This is a genomic window from Pedobacter sp. KH_004 (assembly GCF_057840755.1).
This window is the reverse complement of the sequence record NZ_CM174519.1, coordinates 1,303,849-1,328,424: the sequence shown is the minus strand read 5'-3', so window position 1 is coordinate 1,328,424 and position 24,576 is coordinate 1,303,849. Positions and strand designations below refer to the sequence as shown.

Genomic DNA, 24,576 nt, shown 5'->3' with positions numbered 1-24,576 from the left:
CTTAAAACAACCCGAGCAAAACGATAGACTGCAGTACCAGATTGCCATAAATTCCAGCCAGCACATCATCAGCCATTACGCCCCACCCGCCTGGCAAAGCCTCTAAACGCCGGATATATAGTGGTTTTACGATGTCAAAAAACCTGAAAAGGATGAATGCTATGATGTAATATTGCCACTTTAATGGAATAAGCAATAATGCAATGCCCATTCCTGCTACCTCATCTATCACTACACGCCCATGATCTTTTCCCCAAACCGACTCCACTACATCTCCGGAAATTATGCCCATCAGCACAATCAGTATTGTTGATAGAAATGGCCAGAGATAAGGGTTGGAATATTCTGTTTGCAAAAGCCACCAAATGGCGCAGGTAGCCGCCGCGGCGACTGTACCTGCGCCCTTGCCTATATAGCCAATGCCGAAGAAAGTTGATATGATTTTGTGAAAGAACACTATGCCGTTTCTATAACTTCTTCTTCGTAATCCTGCCCTAAATGCGTAATTAATTCTTCGCCCATGATGTAACGCAATGTGTTCTGAAGCTTAATCAACTGTTTAAAAATATCATTTTCTGCAGGTACGCCAGGTATGGTTTGTGGCGATTTTAAATAGAATGAAAGCCATTCCTGAATGCCAGACATGTGGGCACGTTTAGCCAAATCCATAAACAAGGCAAGATCCAAAACGATCGGTGCAGCCAGAATAGAATCGCGGCAAAGAAAGTTTATTTTAATCTGCATTTTATAGCCCAACCAACCGAAAATGTCGATATTATCCCAGCTCTCTTTGTTATCACCGTGTGGCGGATAATAGTTAATTCTGATTTTATGGTACATATCGCCATATAAATCGGGGTTGAGTTCCGGTTTGAAAATATCTTCCAACACTCCTAATTTTGAAACCTCTTTCGTTTTAAAATTATCTGGATCATCTAAAACCAAACCGTCACGGTTACCTAAAATATTATCAGAAAACCAACCACTGACACCTAGTGAGCGGGCAGCTAATCCTGGCGCTAAAATCGTTTTCATCAAAGTTTGACCAGTTTTAAAATCTTTACCTGCGATCGGGGTATTGGTTTCTTTTGCAAGTTCAATTAATGCTGGGATATCAACCGTTAAGTTAGGTGCACCATTAGCGAAAGGAATGCCAAGCTTTAAGGCAGCGTAAGCGTAAATCATACTTGGAGCAATTAGCGGGTCATTGTCTTTCAAACCTTGTTCAAAAACAGCTAACGATTGGTGTACTGCTGATGGCTCGAAATAAATCTCGGTAGAGCCACACCAAACCAGAACGATACGATCACAATTGTTATCGGCCTTAAAATTTCTAATATCATCCATTACAGCTAAGGCAAGCTCATAACGGTTATCAATATCCTTTACAAATTTACCATCCAGGTTTTTAACATAATTACGGTCGAAAGCTGCTCTCATTGGCGTAATGGCCTGCAATTCTTCTTTCACATCACGCAAAAGATTGGCATCCAGTACGCGGGCATTCATTGCAGCCTCGTAAACGTTATCTTCATAAACGTCCCATCCGCCAAAAACTAAATCTTCCAATGCAGCCAAAGGCACAAAATCCTTAATTTTCGGCTCCTTTTTTTCAGTGCGTTTTCCGATGCGGATTGTTCCCATTTGCGTTAGTGAACCGATGGGTTTCGATAGTCCTTTTTTTACTGCTGCAACACCCGAAATCATCGTGGTAGCCACAGCGCCCAATCCTGGCATTAAAATACCAAGCTTTCCATTTGCTGATTTTACTTGTTCTGTCATCTTATTTTTTCCTAAAGTCTTATAACCATTTATTAGTCTTGTACCATTTTATTGTTTCCTCTAAACCTTGCTGTAGCTGGTACTGCGGACTAAAACCAAGGTCTTTTTTAATACTTCTAATGTCGCATGCCCAGTTAATTCCGGTCAGTTCATTCACCTTATCTATGTTTAATGTGGGCATCTTACCTGTACATTTGTATGCCTTTTCCATCGACCAGGCAATGCCCTTAATAAGCGGCAATGGCACGGTTAGCTTGAAAGTTTTTTTTTGCATAATGCGTCTTGCACTTTCCGATAAGGAAGCTCTGCCATAAACATTTCCGTCAGTGACGTTATACGTCCTGTTAACGACATTTGATTGTAATGAACTGATCATGATTTTAGCCAAATCCTTTACGTAAATAAAGCTGAGTTTTTGGTTAGCGTTGCCCATATAAACTTCAAAACCACGACTAATGGCTCTCAGTACCATCAATATATCTTTTTCTCGCGGGCCGTAAACTGCTGTTGGACGAAAAACCAATAAAGGCAGATTTTGAATATTGCTTAAATAAGTTTCGGCCAGCGCTTTACTTTTACCATAATAGGTGACCGGGTTTAACGCACCCTGCTCATTTATTAGCTCACTTGTATTTTTTAACGGTCCCATTGCTGCAAGGCTGCTTACAAACACAAATTTTTCTACTTTATGCGTTGCATTTGAGACAGCAATAGCCAGATTTCTTGCGTACAATGCATTGTATTTATTGTATTCCTCGAGATTTTTCGCCTTGGTTACCGCAGCAGCATGGATCACATAATCGTATTTGTTTTCTTCAATATTTTTACCCAGGGCGTAAATGGATTCGAAATCAAGTTCTACAAAATCAATATTTAAGCTCTGCAAATGTTCAACTTTGCTAGATAGGCGTGTATTTGCAAACACGTGCAGATCGCTGGAAAGTGCAGATTCAATTAAATGGAAGCCAACAAAGCCCGTAGCGCCAGTAATTAAAATTCGCTTTTTCATAGCTCCCTCTCCAGAATTCTATACTTTCTGTACAGTTTTCCACCAATATCTTCAATAGGCCTATTTACCATATCATTATGATCGAGTGTCCAGCTTGCCTCTGCATACTTCATCTTCTTCTCCTGAAATCGTTTAATAATTCCACCGTATAGGCAGGCCTCTATGCCCATTTTCCGGTAGCCATCAACTACACCCAAAAGCATAATCCTGATGCCATCAATTTTTCCCTTTCCGGTTAATAACTTAATCAAGCCTGTTGGAAATAACCTTCCTTTTTTTATTTTGATGAGTATTTGATTGATATCCGGAATTGCTAAAGCAAACCCGACAATTTTTCCATGTTGCTCGGCCATAATGCAAAATTTTGGGTCGAGTATCAATTTCAGATCATTAGCCGTGTATTCAAATTCTGCATCAGTCATGGGCACAAAGCCAAGGTTTTTATCCCAGGCTTTATTGTAAACCTCACGAAGGGCGTCGCGTTCCTGAGGAAAATTTTTCATGTTGATGGTCCGTATGGTAATGTCATTCCTCAACAACCTTTCTTTAATGCGGTCCACAAGCTGAAGCGATCGGTCGCTATAATCGCCAGCAGTGTAGCGATAAGCCCTTAAATCAACATTTTTTGTAAAGCCTAGTGCTTCTAGCAACATTAAATAATAGGGAGGATTATAAGGCATCATGGCTACGGGCGGACCGTCAAAACCTTCGATAAGTAAACCACAAACCTCATTTGTAGAAAAATTTACCGGCCCAAACACTCTTGTCATTTGCCTCGCCTTCAGCCAATTGTTAACGCTTTCCATTAACTGTTTCGCTGCAGAAACCTCGTTAATACAGTCGAAGAAACCAAAGAAACCTTCTTTACCGCCATATACCTCATTGTGATGGGTATTATCTATCGCTGCAATGCGGCCGACAATCTTATCACCATCTAAAAGCAAAAACAATGCAATGGTAGAATGTTTAAAAAACGGATGCTTTCCTAGCGTTAATAAATCCCGTTGCGCTATAAAAAGCTCAGGAACATAATTTGGGTCTCCAGCATGTAAATCATGGGGAAAATCGATAAAGGCCTGAAGGTCTTTCTTGCCTGAAACTTCTTTTGTAACCCTCATAACCGAATATTTAGCAGATTAACATTAACCGCTTCAAATGCAGCTTTCAATTTGTCGACAGCACTTTTTATTTGCTCAAAAGTATGCGTTGCCATAAGTGAAAAGCGAATCAGTGAGGAATCGGAAGGCACCGCCGGAGATACTACCGGATTTACAAAAACGCCGTTTTCCTGAAGGATATTGGTGATCATAAAAGTAGCGGTATTGTCCCTGATATAAACCGGAATAATCGGGCTGTTGCTATGGCCGATATCAAAGCCGGCTTCTACAAGCAGTTGTTTTGCGTAATTTGTGTTCGCCCAAAGTTTATCTATTCGCTCCGGCTCCCTTTCAATAATATCGAGTGCTGCAATTACACTGGCGACGGCCGATGGCGGCATGCTTGCGCTGAACATAAGCGACCTTGCCCTGTGTTTGATAAACTCAATGGTATCGGTATCTCCGGCTATAAAACCGCCAAGCGAAGCGAGCGATTTGCTAAAGGTGCCCATGATCAGGTCTACATCATTGTTTAGGTTAAAATGGGATGCAGTACCAGCGCCATTAAATCCGATTACGCCTAAGCTATGTGCATCATCCATCATGATGTTTGCACCGAATTCATTCGCAATCTCTACCATTCCTGGCAGGTTAACCAAATCGCCTTCCATACTAAAAATCCCATCTGAAACAATAAGCTTTGCAGCATCTGCCGGCAAACGACTAAGTTTGCTTCGCAAATCATTCATATCATTATGGGCATATTTTATAGTTCTTGAGAACGACAGACGGCTTCCATCAATAATCGAAGCATGGTCATATTCATCCAGAATCAGGTAATCATTTCTATCGAGTAAACAGGAAATTACACCCAGGTTAACCTGAAAACCAGTGCTAAAAAGCACTGCGGCCTTCTTGCCAACATAATCGGCCAGGCGTTGTTCCAGTTTGAGATGAATATCCAGCGATCCGTTTAAAAAGCGTGATCCGGCACAACCTGTTCCATACTTATCTATTGCATTTTTTGAGGCTAATTTTATTTCGGGATGATTGGTAAGCCCTAGATAGGAGTTGGAGCCAAACATCAATACTTTTTTACCATTTATAACCACTTCCGTGTCCTGAGCGGATTGGATTGATCTGAAATATGGATATAATCCCTTATCCTTAATCTGTTTGGCATCAGTGAATGATGCGACTCTGTCATATAATTTTTTATGCATATAAATGCCGGTTTTCTCTCATGGATTTGCAAATCCTCTAAATTGTTGTACTTTTCCTTGGAGGTGAAATAAAAAAGCCCAAATTATTTGATGATTTGTTAATGCAATTTTAACATCGTCTCCCACTTAAAAAAAGGTGTGTAAGTGGGATTTGCTGGTCAAAAAGTTGGATGAACCAATTATGACAATTAGATGAACTGACCATTTGACCTCCTGACTTTTTAAATTAAATAGTAGAATTTAAATTTGTAGACCAAAACTATTGCTCACAGGAGTCATCACAACGCAATCATCACATTAACAGATATTTATAAGTGTATAAAAATATTCATAGTTAATCAATTGATTGATTAATCATCATCAATAAGTCAATTTTTTTTATAAATTATTGTATAAATGACTTTGAAACATACATTTGATGAGGTGCGAATTAAGTGAATATCATATTCTAAACATCAATAGAAAGGCAGCACAAAATATGCGAAAAATCGACTATTCAGATTATGGTAAATGTCAATAAAGGTAGTGGACAGATTAATCAGCTAGATTTTGGAGAAGGGGAAGATTCTCAACTTCTGGTAGCAACCTATGATAAAGGTCAGACAGGTGAATGTCCCAAATCAGCTTTCCGATCATCAGGATTTGGCATTTTGCTTGTCACAAGTGGCTCACTAAAAATAAAAATTAACTTCATTGAGCATTTGATAAGGCATCGGGAAGTGCTATGTATCATTCCAGATCAGATTTACGAGATTCCTCTGGAGCAACTGGCTTCCGTTATTTGCACTTATTTTAGTAAGCATTACCTTTTCAAAAAAGGAATTTTCTTCAATATCGCAGATAAATATAATTTATTCGGCGATAGTGATTTTTTAAAGTTTTCACTGTCAAAGAAGGAGTATGGACTCATCCATGCCAACATGTTCTCCCTCCAAAGCCGGCTGGCAATTCCCAAGACTACGCCGTATTTTAAAGATATTATCCATAATAGTTTTCTAGCTGTCTTATTCGATATTTTCCTGATCAATCAAAAGCAGCAAAAAATAAAGACCACTCCCCTATCGACGAAGATTGAATTAACAAATAGATTTTTATCTCTGGTTTCCGAACAGTTCAGAACAGAAAAAAGAGTGATATATTATGCAGACTGCCTTCGACTTACTCCAAGACATTTGTCTCAGGTTGTTAAAGAGGTTACAGGCAGAACAGCAGGCGAGCATATTGATGGATTTGTTGTACGGGAAGCAAAAATATTATTGTCAAGTCACTCGATGAACATCTCTGAAGTCGCAACTCATTTATGTTTCAGCAATCCATCATTCTTTGGGAAGTACTTTAAGAAGCATACTGGATTATCTCCAATCCTTTTCAAAAGAGATACTTCGCTTGCCATTTAGATGTCTAACATAGTTTTACTTCCCTTTGATATTGAGGTGCTGATGTCCAATTGAGCTGAATCCTTTACATATTGGCCAGGTATCTTCTGAAATCTGTGTCAAAATCGACAATACGGGTATTACGATTGCTCTTCTATTTCAAAATAGACCATCTTCTCTTCCCGGTAACCCTATGATGAATATTCATCCAAGGAAAATTGGCCGTTATTGTGGCAATTAAACAGTTGAGGCAACATCCCAAGGAATTTGCGCCTAGTGATCAACGAATTGTTATAGGTATGATAACCGCATCCCGCTCCTCAATAGTATCAATTAACCTCGCGGTGAAGATGCCTTTCGCCCACCAGCATTGTTCGCCGCACGGTACATATATTTCCACGCAATCGTTTGGAGTGCAGAAAAGTACCTCGAGGTTATTCAAAAAGAGCATGAAAGTTTCGCCTCAAACATATCGGATCTTGCGCAGAAGAAAAACCGAAGGCCCGGAGTAGATCTTCGTAATCTACCGATTCCTACCCCAAACTTGATCTAATAGTCCAGTGTTTATTCAGAATGAGTTAATTTAGGCGGCATCAACCAAACCGTTAAAAGAAATAATATTTGAGGGTTATTGCCATTTGACAAACTTTTAGGCTTTAAGGCAGGAAGATAATATAATCCATCGTCCAAAGAGCAAAATTCAATAAACGTAAGCAGACCTTCGATCAAATATAAGATGGTCCAAGTAGCCCCCTGTGCAATCTTAAACCAAAATAAAAAGTCTATGATAATGATTTACATCTCCGTTATGACAGCGGCATATCCCCCATTTCTACTTAATTTAATGGAGATGCTTGTGTCTGATTTTATAGTTTGAACACTCTTTTTATAATCCATTGCCTGACGATTGGCGTTAACTCCATCTGAAAATGAAATAAGTTGATAAGATTTTCCTTTTGCTAGAAAACTTAAGTCTAAATTAAACTGTCTCTCTTTTCCATTTGTGATCCCTCCAATATACCACTTATTGCCTTTCCTTTTCGCTACTACAGCAACTTCACCAAGCGCTGCAGACAACGCCTTGGTCTCATCCCATGTTACAGGCACCTGAGTGATAAAGTCTGTGCATTCCTGATTTTTATAATATAAGGTCGGATTATCACACAGCATCTGTACGCCACTCTCAAAAAGGACAAAAAGCGCCAATTGATATGCCCGTGTGCCAACACTTGCCGAATTAGGTCGTATGCCCCCATACACTTCAGGCTGCATATTTATCATTGCCCCCGGTGTAAAATCCATTGGACCCACGATATTTCTCATGAATGGCAGGAAAATCGTATTGGATGGTTGGCAACCTTCCATTTGCTCCAGCCCTCTTACCCCTTCATAGGATATCACATTGGGGTATTTTTGCTCTAAACCTTTTGGCGTAAATGAACCGTGAAAATCTACCAGAATGTTATATTTAGCTGCTTCTTTTGCCACACGCTCATAGTAATTGACCATCCACTGATCATTTCTATCCATAAAATCAATCTTCACGCCTTTAATTCCCCATTCAGCAAATTTCTTAAACAGATCCATGTTTTTTTCCACGGTGAGCCATGTGAGCCACAATATGATACCCACTTTTTTTTCCTTACCATATCGGATCAGTTCGTGAAGATCCACTTTCTTATTTGGTATGTAAGGATCATGAACGCTTTCCGCCCAGCCCTCATCCATTATAATATAAGGAACCCTATTTTTTGACGCAAAGTCAATAAAATATTTATAGGTTTCCAGATTAAACCCAGCAACAAAATCAACTTCGGGGCCATATGGAGATGCAGCATTCCACCACTCCCAGCTCACCTGTCCAGGTTTAATCCATTCCGTATTTTTTATTTCTGATCGGGGTGCCAACTTGACCGGAAGGGTACTTTCCAGTAATTCGCGGTCGTCTTTGGAAATAATGAAATATCTCCAGGGATAGGATCTTTTACCATTTGTCTGAGCGATATAATCAGCTTCTTTAGTGATACGGATAAACCTGTCGCCTTCTTGTTTTTCTTCCAGAGCTACCTTTGAAAAAGTCGATCTCAGTCCATCGGAGCTGTTAGCCTTTAAAAACATACAAGGATAATCTGAGAGATCAGTTTCCGCAAAAAGTAATTTAAATCCTTTTTGGGTATCTATGAGCGCAGGTAAAGTAGCCATTTGATCAGTAGCCTTCCATTTTTTCGCATCTAAGTGAATATAGTTGGTTTCATAGTTCGAAGTGAAATCTTTTGCGGGCTGCAAATGCAGCATATAGTTGTCAGGGATATTTAGCGTTACATCTTCATCCTTTATTTTTATCCTGCCATTTTTATCTCCACGAGCATTACTTATAATTCGATAGGCCATCCCCTCGTTATAGGCGCGAAACTCGACAGAAAAACCGTTCTTGAAAGTAAACACCACTACATTACATAGATCGGCTATTTTGGAAAATTTCATGGGCACAACCGGGTTTATTTCCCGGGATATCCTTGATGATTTCGTTTTCAGAATTTTCAGATTTTTATCAGTTGATATGCCGTCCATATTTATACCGAGGTGGCATTGTTCAAGAAGCGCAACACCATCACGGAACACGCTATAATAGATCCGGTCTGAGACAGTTATTTTTACGCTTACCATCCCATTTGGAGATTTTAACTCTGCACCTTTAAGAGTAATGATTGTGAGGACTGATAATAACAAAAGGAATAAAAATTTTTTCATAAAATATTGGGCTTTTAAATACTTGTGATTACCCCTAAGGCTAACTGACCATTTATTGAACGAACTTGATTTAACATATTGTATTGGCGTCAATTATAGGCTTCACAAAGGAAAAAAGCAAATGATAAACAAAGATATCTCAACTTGACCATCATAGTTCACTGATATATTAACATTCCTCCTCCTATTGGTAATAAATACATCTAAACAGAACAAGCCGCCCCAATAAGTGCGGCGTCCTCGCCTTTTGATGATATAAATATCGGAACATTGATTCCCATTGTTTGAACGTGATATTTCAATTGCGGCAAGAAAAGTTGTTCGGCCTTGGCAATGTTTCCTCCGAGTACTACACAATCAAACTTTCGTTTTTTATGAAGTTGTGTAAGAAAAGCACTTAAATTAATGCTGAACTCATCAAAAACCTGCAACATAGGTGCTCCAAAATCAATATTGTCAATGAGCTCTTTAACATTATTCACTTTTAATGTGGCATACTCATTGTATTTTGAAACAAACCATCGCGAGGAGAAAAAATCTTCGCAAATGCCGCCCATAAAAGGGTGGCACCAATAGTTGCCATCTGTAGCAAACCCCGCGAGACCAAATGCAGAACCAAAACCTGTACCCAAAGTAAAACCTGCAACAGCATCATAACTGGCCGCTGGGCCATGGCTGATTTCGCCCTGGAGAAAACAGCCGGCATCATTAATAAAATGAAGCTCATTTACTTCGTGTTTTAATTCCGACAAGATTAACTTACGGATATCCATTCCATAAAGCGCATCATACTTCCCCATATTTTTCATGTAAGAAATGCCGTTTTGATAATCAAATGGGCCGGGCATTGCGATTGCGATTTTGCCGCCGTTGTCATCAGATTGAAGACTTTTATCCATCACTTTGCACCACGCTGAAATGATGTGCCCGGCATCAGCCATAGCATCGATTTTTTCGCGTTGAAGAGAACCTGTTAAAATAGTGCCGTCCTTCACATTAACCAGTGCAGAAGTAATGTGGGATCCACCGATATCAACGCCGAGTATAATATGCTTAGCCATCTAGTGTTTTAATTTTTTAATTTTCAATAATCCAATCCGGGCATAGAGCTCGGCAATGCAGGCTTCGTCCAGTAACCATTTCGGTTTCTGTTTTGCCACCTTGTCGGTAGCCCACCTGGCAGTTAGAAAACCATCTTGATCGACCGATTTTTTCCAGGCCACATCCAAATCTGAGGCGATGGCTTTGATATAGACCGGATTCTGATCAACCTTATATAAGGCCTCATAACCACGAAAAAGTACCGTAACAAACCAGGGAAGGTCGACCTTGAACATCCGTATACCTTTCTCATTTTTGGAAAAGAAAGCATAAGAATTTTTAGCCACCAGTTGCGCTTCATTGAGGTAAAGTTTATCTTTAGTGATCACATAAAGTAAAACGGCAGATTCCAGCATCGAACCGGTATTGTAGGTATAATAAGTTGGATTGGGCTTTCCATCCATTTTTACATCATTATAATAAATGCCATCTGGATTTCGAAGCCTTGAATGCATCCATTGATAAAATTTTTTCGCCCAGATTAAGTATATCTGATCTTGTGTAGCCTGATAAAGTTTTAATGCAGCCAAAGTGGCCATACCGTTGCTACAGGCTGGTTTTTGATCTTTGTGACCTTCTAGCCAATAAACGCCGCCATCGAGTCTCTCATCCCAACCGCTGATGATAAACTGGAATACCTCTCTGGCTTTAGTTACATAAGCCTCATCCTTTGTATTTAAGTAAGCCTCTGCATAATCGATACAAACCAGCGCATTATCATCATAGTAACGATCGGATTTTTCCAGGCTGGCCGGATAAGCCTGATAACCCACGGGCATACGGGTAGTATCCCGGTACGCCAAAACACCAACCGCCAGGGTATCTAGATAATGTTCATATTTTTCCTTCAAATCAGGATATCTGATCAAAATATTGGCTGCAGAAAACATACCTGAAAAAGGCCATAGGAAACTCACTTCTTTTTCTTTCACTTGAGCACCCTGGAAATAATCCAGATTCGCCTGCTCACCTTCAGGGAAATGTTCAATAAAAAGACCTGGATGGTTCTTCGATCGATAATGCGACCAGACTTTATCAAAGAACAAATCGGCTTTTTGTTTATAAACCGTAGCAGACTGAAAATCCTGGGCAAAACTCTCCCCAGACAACATCAAAATGATGATGATCAATACATATTTCATATATCGTTGCGATAAATTATCTAATGAATAGCTGTTGACTTATTGCACAGAAGGTGGTTGATTATCAACACCCCATTTCTCATTGGGCTTATTACCCATCACAAAGTTTAGAGTGCCCCCCTTCATCAGTTCATCTCTATAAAGCCAGGCCTGAAGAAGGACTTTTCCGTTCCAGGTAGCCGACTGAACATACACGTTTTGTTTGCTGTTATTTTTTGTGGTGATAATGAGTTGTTTTCCGTTGGCGAGCTTAATATCCGACCGGTCAAAAATCGGACTTCCGATCTGGATGGTCGGTTTAGCATCGGTCAATCCTTTTACATCAAACAGTCCCATCGAAGCCATTACGTACCAGGAACCCAATTGTCCCTGATCTTCATCTTGCCCGTAACCATAACCGTGGATACTTTCCGTTCCATAAAATTCATCACAAATTGCCCTTGTCCATTTTTGGGTTAGCCACGGTGCGCTGGAATAATTAAACAACCAGCTGATATGTAAATTCGGTTGATTTCCATGATTGTAAAGAGATTGAATTCCGGCAAAGGCATCAATGGTTTTACCGCCACCAAAGGCATTTTGTTGCGAAGTTTCGAAAATGTTATTCAGTCGTTCATTAAAAGTTTTTGTGCCAATCTCCTGAATCAAAGCCTGCGGATTTTGCGGAACATAGAAAGTGTATTGTGTAGCATTTCCTTCCTGAAAACCACGCCACGCTTCTAAAGGATTAAATTTGTCTATAAATTTTCCATCGGCAGTTTTGGGTCTCACCAGCTTCAGTTCCTGATCGAAAATCATTCGCCAGCCGTTTGACAACTGGATCAACCGTTTATAATCTTCATTTTTACCGAGCTTTTTGGCTAACTGAGCCGCAGCAAAAGCGCTGTAACTATATTCCAGCGTATGAGAACCTGAAAAATGAGAACCTGTGGAATCGGTTTTATCGGCATCTAAATAGGGAACATAACCCTTGTTAACAAAACTGCGGTTATCCATTTTACCCGATCCAACCAACCGGTTCTGAAAACCTAATTCATTACCAAGAACCGCTTTGTAAGCAAGGTTCAAATCATACTCTCTGATATTGGCCTGGTAGGCGCCCGCGATAGCCAAACCTACAAAGTTTGTGCCCACGCCCGAGACGAAGTTACTGTTTGCAATTCCATCTCCAAACCAGCCTCTTTCTTTATAAATTTCTAACTGCGTGTGTACAAAATCACTGTAATGCGAAGGATAAGATAACGCCCATAGCTGGGTCAAATTCCAGAATCCACCCCAAATGGCATCGGTATTCATAAAATTATAACTGAATTTTCCTTTTGCATCTTTAGGTAATTGACCGATACTTCCATCATGCCTTGGAAAATTGCCATTCACATCACTGGCGATTCCTCTACCAAGTAAGGCATGGTATAAACCGGTGTAAAATTTTGTCTTATCAGATTCGTTTTTCCCCGATACTTTTAGCTTTCCCAGCTGGGCATTCCATTCTGCCTGAGCAGCGGCTTTTGCATCAGCAAATGTTAAGTTTTCTGCTTCGGTTTTCAGGTTGAGTTTCGCATTTGCAACGGAGGTATAAGAAAGACCAACCTTGATTTCAATACTCTCATTTGCAGCAGTTTTGTAGTCTAAATATAAGCCTGCCCCTACTCCCTTAGCATATCTCTGATTCGCGGTAGCAACATCTTTGCCTAAGGCGCCAACGGCTGCAGGTTTTTTATTAAGCTTTCCATAAAAGTACATCGCCACGCGACCTCCTTCGTCATAAGTTTTTACATATTTAGGATAAGTAATAACAAAGCCCTGAAAATGTGTTTCATCGATCATTTCCACAGATGCATCTGTTATCGGGCCACTTTCTCCCTGAACCTGACCAATGGATAACATGATCCGCGAACTATTGCTTTGGGGAAAGGTATAACGATGAAAACCAACGCGTTTAGTAGCCGTAAGTTCTGCTTTGATCTTGAAATCATCCAACAACACCCCGTAATACCCGGGTTGCGCAACCTCATTCTTCCGATCAAAGGCGGAGCGATATCCGCTTCCAGGCTTCTCCAGTTCTCCCGGCACAGTTTTTAATTTTCCTCCGGTAGGCATAAAACTGATGCCACCAACCTGCCATTCATGGAAATGTACAAACCCCTCAATAGAATGATGGCGGGTATCGTAGCCTACTGCTTCCCAGCCTTGCAAATTACCATAGCTGCCATTTGTAGAGGGAGCAAGTTTGGCCATGCCATAAGGAACTGCCGCTGGTGTGTAAAAAAACCACCTGCTATGCGCTGTTCCGATGTTTGGGTTAACATATTTCAGTAAATCCTGGGCAAACGTTGCAAGTGAAGAAACGAAAAGAAAGAGAATGATCAATACTGGTTTAGAGGCTGTTTTCATAAAATATGGAATCTTGTTATTGGTATTTTGACAACATGGCCTGAAGGCGCTGCATCCAGGCCTGATCTACCGTTTCCATTTCAGGAGAACGGCTTTGGCCATCGAAACCAGCAAAAAAATAGTAACCCATGTTGGTGGTATTTCGGTTCGCGATGTTTAAGCGATTAATGTTTTCTTTGGCATAAACCAGCCATTCGGGATTTTTATCGGCTTCATACAGGCGGATCATGGCTTGCGAACCCCATGCACACCAGGCAGGATTAATTCTTGTTTCTGCAGTGTTGAAAACATAACCTTTATATATCGCATTCCATAAAGTGTTGTTCATCGCTTTACCCAAATTCTGTGCTTTGGTGAGGTAAGCCGGGTCGTTCATAATCTTACTGTATAAAATAAATGCCTCAATCATAATGGCATTGTCGTAAGTAAATTTTTGAGTCCTTTTAGTCCCTTCGCCAGCTCCATCTATTTTCCAAATATACAATCCCGTATTAGGATCGAACATTTTTGCCGTCAGCCAGGTATCAACCTGCCGGGCCCAATCTCTGTAAATGGATTCGCCGGTTAAACTATATAGTTTTAAAAACAACTGTAATGTTAACCCATTGGTTTGAGTTGGTTTTTCTGGTTTGAGCGTATTCCAGTAGAAGCCACCTCCATACACATTATCCCAAAGTCCGCTGTTAATCAACCAATCTCCACAGGCTTTGGCTTTGGCTAAATAAGCCTGTTTATCTGCACCTGTAGTAATATCATAAGCCTCGAGGTAGACCATTCCGCTTAAGGCATTATCATCTACATATTTATCGCCGCCCGCACCGGTGCCATCAAGGTTTACCGAGGCAAAATATCCACCTCGCAAATCCTTTTTATCCCACATGTTATCCATGAACTTGAAGGTGTTGTTCATGTCAACCAGGTAACTGGATTCTCCTGCAGCAACCATTGCAGCATCGGCATAAATCTGACTCACATTATACCATTCAAAACAATTGTTTGATTTTGAAGTGGTATTGGCCCGGTAACCATAGCTTGCAGTGAGCAGGTTATTCACCGTAAAAGTGTGGGTATCCTTTGCTTGCTGAAGATAGTTAACCGGAGCACCCGGTACCACCGGCGGAACTACCGGTGGTGGTGTTACAGGTGCCGGATCCGGCCCTTTTTTACAGGCAGCGGCACCCAGGAGAGCGATAACCAACAGTGTATTTTTAATTATTTTTTTCATAGTACAATATGTTTCGCCTTGCGATCGCTCACAAACGGAATATTAAATTAGTTATTGGGTAACAATGCTGTGCGTATATGGACCCGAAGCCCCTAAATTTACTGTAGCTTTTATACCCTTATTGTCAGCAGATGGATTGAACTTGTAAGTATTGTTCCATTGGTCATTGCTTACTGAATTGAGGTAAAAATAGGAAGCAGCCTGCCCAACAGGGCTTACATTGTTTACGTTACTGCTGCCCATATATTTGATACCGCCAGAAGTATGGAGTGCAAACTTGTAACGTTCATCTCTGCCCCATGAAAATTGATAAAACACTACAGGGATAATGCCAGATTGCCAGGTACCCCCCGAAGTATAACTGAGCTGACCAATCTCATTGCCGTAAGCAGACATATAAAGACCTACACTTTGTACCTCGCTCACTTCAATTACGCTGGCTACATTGAAATCATATTTCATGTAAAAGGCTTTTGTATTGCCACTAATCGTGATGGTTGATGTTCCCTCTTTTATGGAAGCACCTTCCGCAAAAAACTTTCTTCCTGCCGGGGTCATTTTATCTGTCAGGCTATATGTTCCGGCCTTTAGTGACGTATATACTTCGAAGATACCTTCTTCTAACTTTTTAAATTTTACTGCCTTTGCCAGATCATCACCACCCTCGCTGGCAGAACCAGTTAAATAAAGATCTGTGGGTACCTCCGCAAAACCAGCGGGGCGCTCAAGTTGTAGCGTTCTGGTTTCCTGTCCAACTTTTTTGCTGCTGGCTTTTGAAGCAATAACCGTCCAGTTTACTTTTCCTGTTGAGGAAGAACTGATTCCGCATAATGCAGCAATTTTGGTTAAATCTTTGTGAGAAATGGTCACCTGAGGCTGTACGCCGCCACCATCCGATACCACTTTAAAAACTGGGGCAGAGAAGTTGCCGCCTTCTTTATCAAATGCAACCTCGTAGAGGATAAGCCCGCCATCTTCAGGCGTTGCAGCAGTCCATTTAAACTGCTGTGAAGCTGCAGCATTAGAAGGCGTGAGTTTGATTGCAGCCTGATTTAAAGGCGTACTTAGTGTGCCAACAGGGCCAATGTTTTCATTCAAATCTTTTTCATCCTTTTTGCAGGAGAACACTGCAACGGAGGCCAGCAGCATCATGGCGAATATAGTTTTTAGATTTTTCATGTTAGATGTTTTAATAGCCTGGGTTTTGTGTTAAATTTTTGTTGAGGCCAATTTCACTGGACGGCACTGCCCATAAATAATCTCTTTGCGGATTAAATTTACGTTGCTGCGTTCTGATGTAACCGCCATCAACATTTTGATCGGTTGCAAATTTAGCGCCGTGTGCAAAGCCATTCATGGTTATTTCTGCCACTTTCCATCGCCTGATATCGTCTACCCTTAAGCCTTCCATCGCTAATTCTGCCCGACGTTCTCGTCGGATTACATTGGTCAGGTCGCCGGAAGGAAAACTCAATGCGCCTGCATCGGTAAAGCCCGCTCTTGAGCGGAGTGCGCCAATTGTTTTTGCCCAAACTGCAGCATCCATTTGGCCAAGACTATTTTTGGCTTCTGCATAGGTCAACAGTACTTCCGCATAGCGAAAAAGATGCAAATTATTACCAGAAACGAAACTCGATAACGCAATTGGGTCAAAATATTTGCGCCAATAATAACCTGTCGCCGAAGCACTTTGTGAACCAGGAGAATATTCATCAAGGCCAGGCTGAACCGGATCAGAACCAGGTTTAATATAGATGGTTTTGGTTGTATTGTTCGGATTTACCCAGCTGTATCTGTCGTAAACTACGGTTGCGGTAAGTCTGGGATCGCGATTTATATAAGGATTGCTTTCTACATAACCGGATCCGTTTTCTTTGATTCCCCTGCCGTTCAGCATGATGTAATCATCAACGAGTTCCTGAGTTGGCGCCATGGCACTCACCCTGCCACCCACGGTTCTTGGTGCAAAATCCCAAAAATTCTGCCACGTCCTTACCGTAGGTACATATTGAAGCGACAAAATACTTTCGCTATTGTTTTTATTTGTAGCCGGATCGCTAAACAGGGCACTATAGCTTGGCGTTAAAGTGTAAGTTCCGTAGGTAGACTGGTTATTAATGAGCTTCTCGCAAACTGCGATCACCTCATTCATTTTATTTCCCTGGTAAAGCAGTGTTCTCATTTGCAGGGCAAGTGCAGCGCCTTTGGTAATTCTACCATTTTCACTCGCTGGAAGCTGATCTTTGCTTGGCAAATTCGGAATTGCAGCCTCTAGTTGAGCAATAATAAAATCACTTACTGCAGCCTTTGGAGTTCGCGGAATTACCTGCGCTTCTTCTGGCGTTAAATCATGATCAGGAAGAGGTACATCGCCATACCATTTGCTCAGATTAAACAAAGCAAAAGCCCGCATAAATTGATTTTCTGCTTTCATTCTGGCAATTGTTGCCGCAGGAAGGGTTTTGTTCTGATCAATATTTTCAAGGAAAATGTTGACCGATTTGATGGTGCGGTAGTAGCTGGCCCAGTCTCCGGCAAACTTGGCCGTAAGCGAAGTGGCATTTCCACTGGCAATCAAATTTAAATCGCCTGATGGCGAATAAGCATTATCAGACAATGCTTCGGGTTCGAAATAAAGCGAACTGTTATAAAGCAAACTGTAATTGTTATTGAGTGCGTTGTTTACATTCACATCCACAGTCCAGAAGGTTAAGTCTGAAAATCTATCGGTGGGTGCAATATCTAGCTTTTTGCAACCTGCAACAGCAAGGATGGCAAACGCCATCATGAGGTTTTTGAATATCGATTTCATATAAGTAATGCTAACCGTGTGATTAAAAGGTGATGTCTAAACCGGCGCCATAAAATATTGGCAATGGATACTGGCGGGCGCTGTTTGAGCTGGAACCTGTGCTTACATTATTTCCAAACTCTGAGGTTTCGGGATCAATAAATTTGAGTTTGCTCAGGGTAAACAGGTTTTGGCCAATTAAAGAAATCCTTAGGCGGCTAATACCAACTTTACTGGTTACCGCCTGTGGCAACGTGTAGCCAATGTTTACATTCTTCAAGCGGGCATAAGCAGCATCGTATTTGTATAAATCAGAACCTGTTCTCCAGTTATTGGTATTGGATGGCGAACCGATGTTGGCAAAAATCGGGTAACGGGCATCCGGATTGCCTGGGCTCCAATAGTCTGTCATGTGCTCATATACTGTTGCTCCGTAGCCGTAATGGAAAGGCTCTACTAACTCACCTCGCAAAAATGTTTCGCGTTTGCCTACACCCTGAATAAATAACTGGAGGTCAAAACCTTTTACGGCCAGGCGATAAGTAAACCCAAAAGTATAGCGTGGAAAAGGATTGCCCAGAACAGTTTTATCATTGGCATCAATTACCCCATCGTTATTTAAATCTTTAAACTTCACATCGCCGGGAACTACAGCATTACCAGCTATCTTTGGGGAGTTATTAATATCGGCCTGATTTTGGAAAAAACCATTGGTTTGGTAGCCATAATATTGGGTAATAGGCTCACCTACTCGCCTTAGCAGCTGGAATACATCCTGGTTGATGATCTGCTCAGTAGCACCACCAGAGAGCTGAAGCAACTTATTTTGATTATCTGCTACGTTAACGCTGAAACTCTGAGTTACATTTTCTCCCCGCAGGTTATAGGTTAGTGAAGCCTCCCAGCCTTTACTCCGAACTTTTGCAACATTAAAATCTGGCGTAGCAGCTCCGAAAATTGCTGGAATATCCTGTCTCGGCTGAAGAATATCTCTGGTTACCTTATTAAAATATTCAAATGTGGCTGTTAGTTTATTATCAAAAAAGCCGGCATCTAAACCAATGTTAAAAGTTGATGCTTTTTCCCAGGTTAAATCTCGGTTTGAAAGTAAGGTACCCGCCCCACCCACAGAAACATCATTAAAGCCGTAAGCACTTGCATAATTGAAATAGGTGGTTTGGTATTGAAAATTACCCACATTCTGATTTCCCACAACGCCATAAGAAAGGCGAAGTTTAAGCAGGTTTACCGTTTTTGCAATTGATTGCATAAAAGATTCCTGAGAGATAATCCAACCAGCACTTACTGCCGGGAAGAAACTGCCGCGATTACCTTTTGCAAACTTAGAAGAAGCATCATACCTGGCATTTGCTTCTAAAATATAGCGGTCTTTGAAACTGTAATTCAATCTGCCCAACGCAGAAACCAGGCTATAAGCGTTTATGCCTAGGCTATTATTAGAGTTGATCTGATCTACCAGGGTACCTGTAGTTGGCGTTCCCAACAGCTGATCGGTAAGCGTTTTTTGTAACTGGAATCCGCGTTGCGAATAATTTTCGCTTTCTGCACCTACCTGGACTTTAAAATCGTGATCGGCGATTTTCTTCCCGTATTCAAGGTAAACTTTTGTATTGAAAAGCTGCGATTTGCTATTGGCATCCAACACCGATCGATCATCACCATATACTCCCGAGGGAAGGTAATTTACCTGCGTTCTACGGAAAAACGTACCATTATTTTGTAAGGTTCCACCAAACTGTCCGGTTAACCTTAAGTCTTTGGTAATCTCCAGCTGACCATTGAATGATCCGAAAATCTCATCGTTATCCGCCTGATTGAAACCCCCTTTTTCCAGTACGCCGTATTCGTTGTATTGCGAAGCAAAAGGATTGGTGAGGTAATTTCCGTTTTCATCCTGCCAGTTAAAATTTCCGGGAACACGGTTGGCATCTGCAAAAATATTATTATCGCCTACGCTGTTGGTTTTATTCCTGGTTTTTGTATATAAGAGAATGAAATTGGTTCTTAGCTTTCCAATCACATTGGTTTGGTTTAATCTCAAATTATATTTTTGATAGCCAAAATTCGCCCCTTCGCCCCCGTTTCCAATAAAATTACTCTCCTGATCCTGAAAACCTGCCGAGACAAAAAAAGCACTTTTCTCTCCGCCGCCAGCAATGTTCACATTGTGCGACTGTTGTGGTGCCGTACGCAAAAGATTCTCAATATTCCAGGTTCCGTCGCCCTGATCTTTCAACTGCTGGATCTGGTCGGGTGTGTATGCCGGACTAAGCCCGGAATTCACTAAAGATTCATTTTTATAATAAGCATTCTGCCAGGCCGGAACTTTGTGTACCAAAACGTTTGCATCCTGTACTCCATAACTGCCATTATAAGAAATAGTGGTTTTCTGGTTCAGCTTGCCTGCTTTTGTAGTGATCAATATTACGCCATTTGCAGCCCTCGAACCATAAATGGCTGCCGCACCCGCATCTTTCAAAACCGATACACTGGCAATATCATTCGGATTGATGGTGTTCAGGTTGCCGCCAACAATACCATCTACCACCACAAGCGGCGTATTATCGCCAAGCGTACCTACGCCCCTGATATTAACCGTTACGTTACTGCCGGGATTAAGATTGGTTTGTTGGATAATCAGGTTTGGAGATTCCCCCTGCAAAGCCTGATAAGCATTTAACACAGGTTTGTTTTCTATATTTTTAGCATCAATGGTGCTCACCGCTCCGGTAATCGAAACTCTTTTCTGGGTTCCGTAACCTACTACAACAACTTCATCAAGGGCATTTTCTCCACCAGGTTTCAGTTGTACGTTAATGGTCTTTTTGCCAGCAATGGGAATATCCTGACTAACGTAGCCCAGGTAGGAAAATGTCAGGTTTCTGGAAGCTAGGTTATCTGGAACAGTAATGCTGTAGTTACCATTGGCATCTGTTAAGGCACCAATTGAAGTACCCTTAATTTGCACACTTACACCGGGAAGGCCTATACCTTTTTCATCTAACACTTTACCGTTTAAGGTAATTTCTCGCGTATTGAGATATGTTATTGGTTTAGCTGACGATCTCGCCTCGAGATATCCTGGGCTAAAAGGAACCAGTATCGAAACCAGTACCACAAGCTGCCGGAAGGGCAATCGCTTTAGTTTTTTAATTTGGTAAAGTTTATGTCTCATAACATTTAGTTTAAGGGTGATGCCAGATGCATCTGAATATTAGGTTAGTGGTTGAGGTATTTTTCAATGTTTTAGGTGATCTTTTTGCCAGTATTGGTCTATTTCTTCAAGCGTTCTGCCCTTGGTTTCGGGAATGAGTTTCCAGGTGAGGTAAAGTGCCGGTGAGCAGCAAATTGCAAATATCCAAAACGTCCATGATGAACCGAGTCCCTGAAGCATTATGGGGGTAAGCTGACCAACGAAGAAATTTCCGATCCAAAGTGTGAGGGTTGCCAGAGACATTGCCTTGCCGCGAATCCCGTTTGGGAATATTTCTCCAATCACTACCCAACAAACCGGACCAAAAGAGAAAGCGAAGCAGGCGATGAAAGCCAGGATGAAAATCAATATCCACGGACCTGAAATCACTCCGAACTGAAACAACAGACCAATAATAATCAGCGATATTACAGCGCCACCGATACCTACATAAAGCAGCGGCTTCCTGCCCCATTTATCAACAGTAAAAATGGCTACAAAAGTAAAAACTACGTTTACCAAACCAATGGTTACCTGACCACCAAGGGCATTATTTAGGGTGAAGCCCGCTTGCTCCAATATTCGTGGTCCATAGTAGATCACCGCATTAATCCCGCAAACCTGTGAAAGAAATGGCAGCAACAAACCAATCCACAATGCTTTGCGGTAAACAGGTTTAAACAAGGTTTTCAGCGATCCTTCTTCCATTGTTCCTTCCTGTGTGAAAGCATCCAGTTCTTTCCGGGCTGCGCTTTCACCATCAATTTTAATCAGAATCTTTTCTGCTTTACCCTTTTGTCCTCTGGAAAGTAACCATCTTGGTGATTCAGGAACAAGAAACAGGGAGAATAAAAAAATGAGTGCCGGAAGGGCTCCCAAACCCAGCATTGCCCGCCAAACTTCTTGCGATAGTATTTTGGTGGCACTTAGGCTGGCAAAATTATCCCCACTATGATTGGAGAGGTAGGCGTTGGTAAAATAAGCAGTTACAATACCAATGGTTAATGCCAACTGGTATAAGGAAACCATTGTTCCTCTAAGCCTTGATGGGGCAAATTCGGAAATGTAAAGCGGTGAAACCATCGAAGCTACGCCGATTCCAACACCTCCGATTAACCTGAACGCAATTAACCAGGTGAATGAAGTTGCGTACATGCAGCCTAAGGCAGAAGTAAGAAAAAGAAATGCAGAAAGGATCAAGACGATTTTACGACCAAATTTGTCGCTTAGCTTGCCAGAAATAATTACGCCGATAATGCAGCCTAAAAGTGCACAACTCACAAACCACCCTTCGCTAATGGCATTCAACCCAAAATCCCTTGTCACCAGACTTATTGTTCCTGAAATTACTGCGGTATCAAAGCCGAACAGGAAGCCCCCCAAAGCGGCAACCAGGCAAACCAGGTACAAATATGAACTGCTTTTTTGTATTGATGTATATTGATCTTGCTTAACCATAGTATTTATTTTAAAAAGGCTTTGATCACTTTTGCTTGTTGGTTGGATTGGTTAACGATGGTATAACTTCCGGCAGCAGCTGGCACAACAAATGTTTCGGCATATTGGCAAGTCATCGTCGAACCATTCGCTGTAGTAACCAAAACCGAAGAACCTTCTACCAGCATTAAAACATGACATACATCGTCTGTTTGCACTTCTACTGATGAATCAAAATCTAGCCTGTGTATATCATAAAAATGATCTTGGTGTGTAGGCAGGTGATAACAGGTGGTGCCTTCAGTTTCGAAAATCACTTTTGGCTTTGCTATCAATTCTTGCGCTACTTTTGCTCCTTTTCTGGAGAAATCAAGATTTTTGAAAGCATGCTCAATGTTAATGGGCCGAGGTTTACCGTTTAAATCCAGCCTTAACCAATCGTACATCTTAAAAGTAAAAATGTATGGTGTGGCGCTGATTTCAAGCACCAGATTTTGCGCACCTGCACTGTGGATGGTTTGATTCGGAATTAAAAAAAGGTCGTGCTTTTTAGCTTGATGAACCTGCACATATTTTTCAATCTCAACCTCCACTCCATTCAAATTGCTGTCTTCCAATACCGTTTTAAATTCAGCCTGGTTAATATCTTCCTGAAAGCCCAGGTAAACCTGTGCATCATCTTTACAATCCAATATGTAGTAGGTTTCATCCTGGGTGATGTTTTCTCCAAATTCTTTTTGGATATAATCAAGACTGGGATGACATTGAATGGAAAGGTTTCCACCATCAAAAGTATCCAGAAAGTCGAACCTGATTGGGAATTCATCGCCAAACTGATCGGCATGGCGACCGAGAATATTTCTATTTTGGGCAAACATCAGCACATCAAAAGAAACTTCGAGCAGCAAACCACTACTCTGAAATACGATACCGTTTTCAGGCACAATCAATTCGAAAGACCATGCGTAGTTCACTTCATTCTGATCGAGCTGAGGCATGTGTTTCTTCATCCACTGCCCTCCCCAGGCGCCCGGTGCAAACCATGGCCTTGCCCTGAATACCGAAGCAGACATTTCCTGCAAGCCCTTGCGGATATCATCTCCATGAGCCCAATTCAGGTTGATATCCCATTGCGCATCTACAAAAACATCAATAAGGCCAGCTAAATCTTTTTTATGCTGATTTAAAATTACCCAGTCTACAAAATAGAAACGCTTATACATCTCTACCTGTTCCAGCACGGTTGTCATTCCTAGATTACAGATGGAACCTGCACTCATGCGATGCTGCAGTTCATTTTTAGGCAGATCTATATAGATAAGCTTAGCGTCCCAGCCAGCTAATGAAGCGCCGGAACCAATCAAGATGTTAATTCCTGCCTCTTGATTTGAAGATAGAGACTTTAGATGTTGCTCGTCAAAATAATCGCGAAGCGATAAATTAGTTTTTTTGCCCCAAACCGAGTCTTCCTCACCTACAAAAGGCGCTGTAATACGAACTATTTCTGCCTCGGACTTCATTGCTTTGCGAATGTCCACTACCTTGTGTTGCAAAGTCCTGGTTTGGAGTTCAGTGTTGATAGCGGTCATTAAATTATCCCAATAAACACCTATATAGCCATCAATGACAACAGTTTGGTGTTTTATGATGTAATCGCATAACGTTTCAATACCAGAGAAAATCTGACTATCACCCAGGTTAAAAAATGGATAAATATCGTAGCCTTTAACTCTTGTAATTTCGTCAAGGTGTGCTGGCATGATTTCCTGTTCGGTTTTTCTTAAAGGTTCTTCGATAGACATGTTGGTCTTAAAAAAAGGATTATTGGAAAAATTATTTTGCTGCATGTTGTGATTGTATATACATAACCATATGACGTTTTAAGACTGCAGGTCTTAAGTTCGATTTAATAAATAAAATATAATGTTCTTACTAAGCCTGAAGTGCAATTAGTTTTTAACGAACAATGATGTTGAGTAAGGTAAACTGTCTTCGACGGCATCAATCTAAAACGGCTGGTTGAATTAAAGAACA

Annotated in this window: 16 protein-coding genes; 1 reads left to right on the top strand and 15 read right to left on the bottom strand. The window is 41.2% G+C overall.

Going from position 1 to position 24,576, the window contains the following annotated elements; genetic code table 11:
* Window position 1 precedes the first annotated feature (1 nt).
* From AC3ITD_RS05800 to spt, 5 genes are read right to left on the bottom strand one after another with little or no spacing between them, the layout of a single operon-like run.
* A complete protein-coding gene (locus tag AC3ITD_RS05800) occupies window positions 2–457 on the bottom strand; it encodes a phosphatidylglycerophosphatase A family protein (RefSeq protein WP_489364824.1) in 456 nt (151 codons plus the stop codon).
* The gene (locus AC3ITD_RS05795; RefSeq protein WP_489364822.1) at window positions 457–1,782 is read right to left on the bottom strand and encodes an inositol-3-phosphate synthase; all 1,326 of its coding nucleotides are present in this window, start codon (window positions 1,780–1,782) and stop codon (window positions 457–459) included. The genes AC3ITD_RS05800 and AC3ITD_RS05795 overlap by 1 nt, the downstream gene beginning before the upstream one ends.
* 19 nt (window positions 1,783–1,801) lie before the next feature.
* The gene (locus AC3ITD_RS05790; protein WP_489364820.1) at window positions 1,802–2,791 is read right to left on the bottom strand and encodes an NAD-dependent epimerase/dehydratase family protein; all 990 of its coding nucleotides are present in this window, start codon (window positions 2,789–2,791) and stop codon (window positions 1,802–1,804) included.
* Window positions 2,788–3,909 (bottom strand): hypothetical protein, encoded by a 1,122-nt coding sequence (locus AC3ITD_RS05785; RefSeq protein WP_489364818.1) that lies wholly within the window; start codon window positions 3,907–3,909, stop codon window positions 2,788–2,790. Before AC3ITD_RS05785 ends, AC3ITD_RS05790 begins: the two co-directional genes overlap by 4 nt.
* The gene (spt, locus tag AC3ITD_RS05780) at window positions 3,906–5,111 is read right to left on the bottom strand and encodes a serine palmitoyltransferase (RefSeq protein WP_489364816.1); all 1,206 of its coding nucleotides are present in this window, start codon (window positions 5,109–5,111) and stop codon (window positions 3,906–3,908) included. The genes AC3ITD_RS05785 and spt overlap by 4 nt, the downstream gene beginning before the upstream one ends.
* Window positions 5,112–5,614: 503 nt before the next feature.
* Here spt and AC3ITD_RS05775 point away from each other — a divergent pair.
* Window positions 5,615–6,508: an AraC family transcriptional regulator gene (locus tag AC3ITD_RS05775; RefSeq protein WP_489364814.1), complete on the top strand. Its 894-nt coding sequence runs from the start codon at window positions 5,615–5,617 to the stop codon at window positions 6,506–6,508.
* Window positions 6,509–7,282: 774 nt separating this feature from the next.
* Here AC3ITD_RS05775 and AC3ITD_RS05770 read toward each other — a convergent pair.
* From AC3ITD_RS05770 to AC3ITD_RS05725, 10 genes are all read right to left on the bottom strand, one after another.
* Window positions 7,283–9,238 (bottom strand): glycoside hydrolase family 97 protein, encoded by a 1,956-nt coding sequence (locus tag AC3ITD_RS05770; RefSeq protein WP_489364812.1) that lies wholly within the window; start codon window positions 9,236–9,238, stop codon window positions 7,283–7,285.
* A 203-nt stretch (window positions 9,239–9,441) separates the two neighbouring features.
* Window positions 9,442–10,299, bottom strand: a complete 858-nt coding sequence (locus AC3ITD_RS05765) for an ROK family protein (RefSeq protein ID WP_489364810.1) — start codon at window positions 10,297–10,299, stop codon at window positions 9,442–9,444.
* Window positions 10,300–11,481 (bottom strand): glycoside hydrolase family 76 protein, encoded by a 1,182-nt coding sequence (locus AC3ITD_RS05760; RefSeq protein ID WP_489364808.1) that lies wholly within the window; start codon window positions 11,479–11,481, stop codon window positions 10,300–10,302.
* A gap of 39 nt (window positions 11,482–11,520) precedes the next feature.
* Entirely contained in the window at window positions 11,521–13,875 is a 2,355-nt protein-coding gene (locus tag AC3ITD_RS05755) for a GH92 family glycosyl hydrolase (protein ID WP_489364806.1), read from the bottom strand.
* 16 nt (window positions 13,876–13,891) lie between these two features.
* The gene (locus AC3ITD_RS05750) at window positions 13,892–15,100 is read right to left on the bottom strand and encodes a glycoside hydrolase family 76 protein (protein ID WP_489364804.1); all 1,209 of its coding nucleotides are present in this window, start codon (window positions 15,098–15,100) and stop codon (window positions 13,892–13,894) included.
* Between the two features lie 51 nt (window positions 15,101–15,151).
* On the bottom strand, window positions 15,152–16,279 hold the full coding sequence (locus tag AC3ITD_RS05745) for a SusE domain-containing protein (RefSeq protein ID WP_489364802.1): 1,128 nt from the start codon (window positions 16,277–16,279) through the stop codon (window positions 15,152–15,154).
* 10 nt (window positions 16,280–16,289) lie between these two features.
* Window positions 16,290–17,912 carry a RagB/SusD family nutrient uptake outer membrane protein gene (locus AC3ITD_RS05740; protein ID WP_489364800.1) on the bottom strand — a complete coding sequence of 541 codons (1,623 nt, stop codon included), beginning with the start codon at window positions 17,910–17,912 and terminating at the stop codon, window positions 16,290–16,292.
* A gap of 22 nt (window positions 17,913–17,934) precedes the next feature.
* Entirely contained in the window at window positions 17,935–21,087 is a 3,153-nt protein-coding gene (locus AC3ITD_RS05735; RefSeq protein WP_489364797.1) for a SusC/RagA family TonB-linked outer membrane protein, read from the bottom strand.
* 63 nt (window positions 21,088–21,150) lie between these two features.
* Window positions 21,151–22,563: a sugar porter family MFS transporter gene (locus tag AC3ITD_RS05730; protein WP_489364795.1), complete on the bottom strand. Its 1,413-nt coding sequence runs from the start codon at window positions 22,561–22,563 to the stop codon at window positions 21,151–21,153.
* Between the two features lie 5 nt (window positions 22,564–22,568).
* Window positions 22,569–24,344, bottom strand: a complete 1,776-nt coding sequence (locus tag AC3ITD_RS05725) for a class I mannose-6-phosphate isomerase (RefSeq protein ID WP_489364792.1) — start codon at window positions 24,342–24,344, stop codon at window positions 22,569–22,571.
* Window positions 24,345–24,576 lie beyond the last annotated feature (232 nt).

What these genes read in the sequence shown, in the direction of transcription:
- AC3ITD_RS05795 (WP_489364822.1), bottom strand. Translation starts at nt 1,782, where the DNA reads ATGACAGAACAAGTAAAATCAGCAAATGGAAAGCTTGGTATTTTAATG.
- AC3ITD_RS05790 (WP_489364820.1), bottom strand. Translation starts at nt 2,791, where the DNA reads ATGAAAAAGCGAATTTTAATTACTGGCGCTACGGGCTTTGTTGGCTTC.
- AC3ITD_RS05785 (WP_489364818.1), bottom strand. Translation starts at nt 3,909, where the DNA reads ATGAGGGTTACAAAAGAAGTTTCAGGCAAGAAAGACCTTCAGGCCTTT.
- spt (WP_489364816.1), bottom strand. Translation starts at nt 5,111, where the DNA reads ATGCATAAAAAATTATATGACAGAGTCGCATCATTCACTGATGCCAAA.
- AC3ITD_RS05775 (WP_489364814.1), top strand. Translation starts at nt 5,615, where the DNA reads ATGGTAAATGTCAATAAAGGTAGTGGACAGATTAATCAGCTAGATTTT.
- AC3ITD_RS05770 (WP_489364812.1), bottom strand. Translation starts at nt 9,238, where the DNA reads ATGAAAAAATTTTTATTCCTTTTGTTATTATCAGTCCTCACAATCATT.
- AC3ITD_RS05765 (WP_489364810.1), bottom strand. Translation starts at nt 10,299, where the DNA reads ATGGCTAAGCATATTATACTCGGCGTTGATATCGGTGGATCCCACATT.
- AC3ITD_RS05760 (WP_489364808.1), bottom strand. Translation starts at nt 11,481, where the DNA reads ATGAAATATGTATTGATCATCATCATTTTGATGTTGTCTGGGGAGAGT.
- AC3ITD_RS05755 (WP_489364806.1), bottom strand. Translation starts at nt 13,875, where the DNA reads ATGAAAACAGCCTCTAAACCAGTATTGATCATTCTCTTTCTTTTCGTT.
- AC3ITD_RS05750 (WP_489364804.1), bottom strand. Translation starts at nt 15,100, where the DNA reads ATGAAAAAAATAATTAAAAATACACTGTTGGTTATCGCTCTCCTGGGT.
- AC3ITD_RS05745 (WP_489364802.1), bottom strand. Translation starts at nt 16,279, where the DNA reads ATGAAAAATCTAAAAACTATATTCGCCATGATGCTGCTGGCCTCCGTT.
- AC3ITD_RS05740 (WP_489364800.1), bottom strand. Translation starts at nt 17,912, where the DNA reads ATGAAATCGATATTCAAAAACCTCATGATGGCGTTTGCCATCCTTGCT.
- AC3ITD_RS05735 (WP_489364797.1), bottom strand. Translation starts at nt 21,087, where the DNA reads ATGAGACATAAACTTTACCAAATTAAAAAACTAAAGCGATTGCCCTTC.
- AC3ITD_RS05730 (WP_489364795.1), bottom strand. Translation starts at nt 22,563, where the DNA reads ATGGTTAAGCAAGATCAATATACATCAATACAAAAAAGCAGTTCATAT.
- AC3ITD_RS05725 (WP_489364792.1), bottom strand. Translation starts at nt 24,344, where the DNA reads ATGTCTATCGAAGAACCTTTAAGAAAAACCGAACAGGAAATCATGCCA.